Source organism: Pseudoxanthomonas sangjuensis (genome assembly GCF_010211755.1).
Lineage (GTDB): Bacteria > Pseudomonadota > Gammaproteobacteria > Xanthomonadales > Xanthomonadaceae > Pseudoxanthomonas_A > Pseudoxanthomonas_A sangjuensis.
The window spans coordinates 1-4847 of sequence record NZ_PDWR01000045.1; the positions used below are offsets into that span (position 1 = coordinate 1).

At 68.5% G+C, this 4847-nt stretch carries 6 protein-coding genes; all 6 read right to left on the reverse strand.

Annotated elements, in window-relative coordinates; all coding sequences use genetic code 11:
- Positions 1–188: 188 nt before the first annotated feature.
- The 6 genes from CSC71_RS15090 to sufC are packed head-to-tail and all read right to left on the reverse strand — an operon-like array spanning position 189 to position 4589.
- The gene (locus CSC71_RS15090; protein WP_162375204.1) at positions 189–521 is read right to left on the reverse strand and encodes a non-heme iron oxygenase ferredoxin subunit; all 333 of its coding nucleotides are present in this window, start codon (positions 519–521) and stop codon (positions 189–191) included.
- Complete coding sequence (locus CSC71_RS15095) at positions 518–1063, reverse strand: GNAT family N-acetyltransferase (RefSeq protein ID WP_162375205.1); 546 nt, start codon at positions 1061–1063, stop codon at positions 518–520. Before CSC71_RS15095 ends, CSC71_RS15090 begins: the two co-directional genes overlap by 4 nt.
- 8 nt (positions 1064–1071) lie before the next feature.
- A complete protein-coding gene (locus CSC71_RS15100; protein ID WP_162375206.1) occupies positions 1072–1326 on the reverse strand; it encodes a hypothetical protein in 255 nt (84 codons plus the stop codon).
- Positions 1327–1342: 16 nt separating this feature from the next.
- The gene (locus CSC71_RS15105; protein WP_162375207.1) at positions 1343–2587 is read right to left on the reverse strand and encodes a cysteine desulfurase; all 1245 of its coding nucleotides are present in this window, start codon (positions 2585–2587) and stop codon (positions 1343–1345) included.
- Complete coding sequence (gene sufD / locus CSC71_RS15110; RefSeq protein ID WP_162375208.1) at positions 2587–3846, reverse strand: Fe-S cluster assembly protein SufD; 1260 nt, start codon at positions 3844–3846, stop codon at positions 2587–2589. The genes CSC71_RS15105 and sufD overlap by 1 nt, the downstream gene beginning before the upstream one ends.
- The gene (sufC, locus tag CSC71_RS15115) at positions 3846–4589 is read right to left on the reverse strand and encodes a Fe-S cluster assembly ATPase SufC (RefSeq protein WP_162375209.1); all 744 of its coding nucleotides are present in this window, start codon (positions 4587–4589) and stop codon (positions 3846–3848) included. Before sufC ends, sufD begins: the two co-directional genes overlap by 1 nt.
- Between the last annotated feature and the right edge of the window lie 258 nt (positions 4590–4847).

Below are 4847 nucleotides of genomic sequence, written 5' to 3' on the forward strand. Positions count from 1 at the left end.
GTTCATGGGGGGGGGGCTGGGTTCTTGTCGTCGCGGATCCCCGGCGGCGGCAGGGGAGGAAGGTGCCGCCGGGAATCCGGACGCAAAGGGCAGGGCATCGGCATTGGTTAATGCCTATGCTAATGATAATAGTTATCGATTACAACCAATGCCCTGGCATTTCCCGCCGTTTCCACGCGTCGGGCGGATCAATCGCGGTCGTCGCGGCTCCAGACTCCGCCGTGCTCCACCTTGACCGGGAATTTCGCCACCGGCTCGTAGGCCGGGGCGCACAGGGCCCGGCCGTCGCGGATGTCGAAGCGCGCGCCGTGCAGCACGCATTCGATGCTGGATGCGGCGCTGTCGAAACTGCCGGCCGACAGCTCGAATTCCTCGTGGCTGCAGCGGTCTTCCAGCGCGTACAGGTCGCCGTCGAGGTTGAACACGACGATGCCGGCGCCGGTGACTTCGTCGAAAGCCGTCTTGAACTCGCCCGGCAGCAGTTCGCCGGTGGCGCAGACGAAGGTCCAGGTTTCGCTCATGCCGCGACCCCGGCGAACCGTTTTTCCAGCACCTCGAAGCGCAGGTCGCCGCGCTTGGGGATGCCGAAGCGTTCGTCGCCGTAGGGGAACGGCTTGGTGATGCCGGTACGGACGAAGCCGCGGCGCTGGTAGAAGGCGATCAGTTCGTCGCGCAGGTCGATCACGGTCATGCGCATCGCCGGCAGCTTCCATTCGTCGCGCACGATGCGCTCGGCCTCGGCCAGCAGCGCCTTGCCGACGCCGTTGCCCTGCAGGTCCGGGCGCACCGAGAACATGCCGAAGTAGCCGGCGTCGCCGTCGTTGGCGACGTGGGCGCAGGCGAGCAGGGCGCCATCGCGTTCGGCGAGCACGACGATGCTGTGCGGGCGCTCGATGTCCTGGCGCAGCACTTCGGGGTCGATGCGCTGGCCGTCGAGCAGGTCGGCCTCGGTGGTCCAGCCAGCGCGGCTGGCGTCGCCGCGGTAGGCGGAAGTCACCAGTTCGACCAGGGCGGGGATGTCCGCCGGGTTGGCGGTGCGGAAACTCGGTTGTTCGGCTTTCATTTCGGGGTTCAGCCCAACTGGCGCCAGGCCATCGACAGGATCAGCAACAGAAGCAGGGGAATCGCGAGCCAGAGCACGGCCCTGATCGCCTTGCCGGCGCGCTGCTGGATCGCCTCGGCGCGCTCGTTGATGCGGTCGACGCGAGCCAGTTGCTCGCGGTACATGGCCATGTTCTCGCGCTGCAACTGGATGGCTTCGCGCTGCTGGTCGCGGATTTCGCGCAGCACGGAAATCAGTTCGGGGTCGGCGCTGGACTCGGACATGGCGGGTTCCACGGGCTCAGGCGAGCAGTTTACGGGCCTTTTGCAACGCGGCGGCGAAGCGCTCGATTTCCTCGTGGGTATTGTAGAAGGCCAGCGACGCGCGCAGGGTGGCGGCGACGCCGTAGAACTGCAGCAACGGATGCGCGCAGTGCTGGCCGGAGCGCACCGCGACGCCTTCGAGGTCGAGCAGGGTGGCCAGGTCGTGCGCATGCGCGCCCTCGACCAGGAACGACACCACCGCCGCCTTTTCCGGTGCGTGGCCGAAGATGCGCAGGCCCTCGACCTTGTCCAGTTCCTCGGTCAGGTGCGCCAGCAGTTCGGTTTCGCGCGCCTCGACGTGGGCCATGCCGAGCGTTTCGAGGTAGTCGACCGCGGCGCCGAGGCCGATGAAGCCGGCGATGTTCGGCGTGCCGGCCTCGAACTTGTGCGGCGGATCGTTGAACACGGTGCCGTCGAAGCTGACTTCCTTGATCATCTCGCCGCCGCCGATGAACGGCGGCATCGCCTGCAGGTGTTCCTTCTTCGCCCACAGCGCGCCGGTGCCGGTCGGGCCGCACATCTTATGGCCGGTGATCGCGTAGAAGTCGCAGCCGATCGACTGCACGTCGACCTTGCGGTGCGGTGCGGCCTGCGAGCCGTCGACGACGCTGACGATGCCGCGCCTGCGCGCCTCGCGGCAGATCTCGCGCACCGGGTTGACCGTGCCGAGCACGTTCGACACGTGGGCGACGGCCAGCAGCTTCACGTCCGGGGTCATCGCCCTGTACAGCGCGTCGAGGTCGAGCGTGCCGTCCTCGCGGATTTCGGCGACCTTGATCGTCGCGCCGGTGCGCTGCGCGACCAGCTGCCACGGCACGATGTTGGCGTGGTGCTCCATCCGCGAGACCAGGATCGTGTCGCCGGCCTCCAGCTTCGGCAGCGCCCAGGAGTAGGCGACCAGGTTGATCGCGAAGGTGGTGCCGCTGCACAGCACCAGTTCGTCGGCGCCCACGTTGAGGAAGCGGGCGAGCTTCCTGCGCGATTCCTCGTAGGCTTCGGTCGCCTCGCTGCCCAGGGTGTGCACGGCGCGGCTGACGTTGGCGTTGTGGCGGCGGTAGAAGCCGTCGACCGCCTCGATCACGCTCGCCGGCTTCTGCCCGGTGTTGGCGCTGTCGAAATAGACCAGCGGCTTGCCGTTGACCTGGCGTTCGAGCAGCGGGAAGTCGGCGCGGATCTTGTCCCAGTCGGGCGAGATGGCGGGAGTGGCGGCCGGCAGGTTCATCATGCCTCCAGCCGGGACAGCGCGTTGTCGATCTTCGCGGTCAGCAGCCCGCGCAGCGCGTCGTCCTCGACCACCGCCAGCGGTTCGCGGCAGAACGCCGCGGTCAGCAGTCGCCGCGCTTCCGCCTCCGGAATGCCGCGCGAACGCAGGTAGAACAGCGAATTCGCGTCGAGCCGGCCGACCGTCGCGCCGTGCGCGGCCTTCACTTCGTCGGCGTGGATTTCCAGTACCGGCTGGGAGTCGACCTCGGCATGCTCCGACAGCAGCAGGTTCTTGTTCGACAGCGCCGCATCGGTGCCGTCGGCGCCTTCGCGGATCAGGATGCCGCCGTGGAAGACCGCGCGGCCGCGGCCGGCGCCGAGCCCGCGCCAGGTCAGTTCGCTGCCGGTGTCCCTGGCGACGTGGTCGATGCCCAGCCGCGTCTCGACGTGGCGGCGGCCGCTCGCGAGCAGCACGCCGTTGGCCAGCAGGCGCGCCCTGTCGCCTTCGAGGCGCACGTTGAGCTCGTGGCGGGCGAGGCCGCCGCCGAGGTCGAGGTCGATGCGCCGGTACAGCGCATCGTCGGCGAGTACGGCGTCGGTGCGCAGGAAGGCCGTCGCGCGTTCGCTATCGTCCTGCACGCGCGCATGCTTCAGCGTCGCGCCCGCGGCCAGGTGCACGTGGGTCAGCGCGTTGGCGAAGTGGGCATGCGCGCCGATGCCGACGTGGTGCTCCAGCACCTTCAGCGAAGCGCCGGCGCGCAGTTCGACCAGGTTGCGCAGGTGCCAGGCGCGGTCCGCGCCGTCCGCGGTGCCGACGAAGACCAGGTGCAGCGGCTTTTCGGCCACGACGCCGCTTTCGACGCGGACCAGCGCGCCATCGGCGGCCAGTGCGGCATTGAGCCTGGCGAAGACCTCGTCGCCGCGTTCGAAGCGGCGCTGCAGGAAGCGCGCGCTGTCGTCGTTCGCGGCCAGCGCTTCGGACAGCAGCTGCACGCTGATGCCGTCGGACAGCTTGCCGCAGTCCGACAGCGCGCCGTCGTAGCGGCCGTTGACGAAGACGATGCGCGGCGCGGGGATGTCGGCGAGTTTCGCGGCGTCGACCGGCGGCGCGGCGTCGACCGCGGCGAACGTGCGCCGCTCGAGCGCGCGCAGCGAAGTGTATTTCCATGCCTCGACGCGGGCGCCGGGCAGGCCGTCGTGCAACGCCTCGTCGAGCGCCGCGCGCCGCGCGGCGTCGCCGTTGAAAGCCGCGGCGAGCGAGTCGAGCAGGGCGCTCATCAGGCCTGCTCCAGCGCCGCGTAGCCGCGTTCTTCCAGCGCCAGCGCGAGTTCCGGCCCGCCGGTCTGAACGATGCGGCCGCCGGCCAGCACGTGGACCACGTCCGGCTTGATGTAGTCGAGCAGGCGCTGGTAGTGGGTGATGACCAGGAACGAGCGTTCCGGTGTGCGCAGCGCGTTGACGCCGTCGGCGACGTTCTTCAGTGCGTCGATGTCCAGGCCGCTGTCGGTTTCGTCCAGGATCGCCAGCTTTGGTTCCAGCACGGCGAGCTGGAAGATCTCGTTGCGTTTCTTCTCGCCGCCGCTGAAGCCTTCGTTGACGCCGCGGTGCAGCAGTTCGTCCTTCAGGTGCAGCACGGCCAGCTTTTCGCGCACCCGCTTGAGGAACTGCATCGAGTCGAGTTCGGCCTCGCCGCGCGCCTTGCGCTGGGCATTAAGCGCGCTGCGCAGGAAGTAGGTGTTGTTGACGCCGGGAATTTCCACCGGGTACTGGAAGGCGAGGAACACGCCCTTGGCGGCGCGCGCTTCCGGCTCCAGGTCCAGCAGGTTCCCGCCCTCGAACTCGACCGAGCCGGCGGTGACTTCGTAGCCGTCGCGGCCGGCCAGGATGTTGCCCAGCGTGGACTTGCCGGCGCCGTTGGGGCCCATGATGGCGTGCACTTCGCCGGGCTTCACGTCCAGCGACAGGCCCTTGAGGATTTCCTTGCCGGCGACGCTGGCGTGGAGGTTTTCGATCTTGAGCATTCTTGAATCCGTAGGGCGGGTCATGGCCCGCCGGCTTGTGTGTTTGATTTGTCCATGTGGCGGGTTAGGGCCCGCCCCCCCTCCGACGAACCTGGCTTCCCGCGGCACTTTCCGCCATTTCTTTTCCTTCCACCCCGCCCCCACCCGCAGGTTTTTTGAACACCGCCTTGCAGCAACGCCGGCCGACCAGCTTCTACCGGTCTTCCTCGGCACAGCGGCGCGCGGGCGGGAGGAAATCAGGTGGGCGGTGGACTTCTC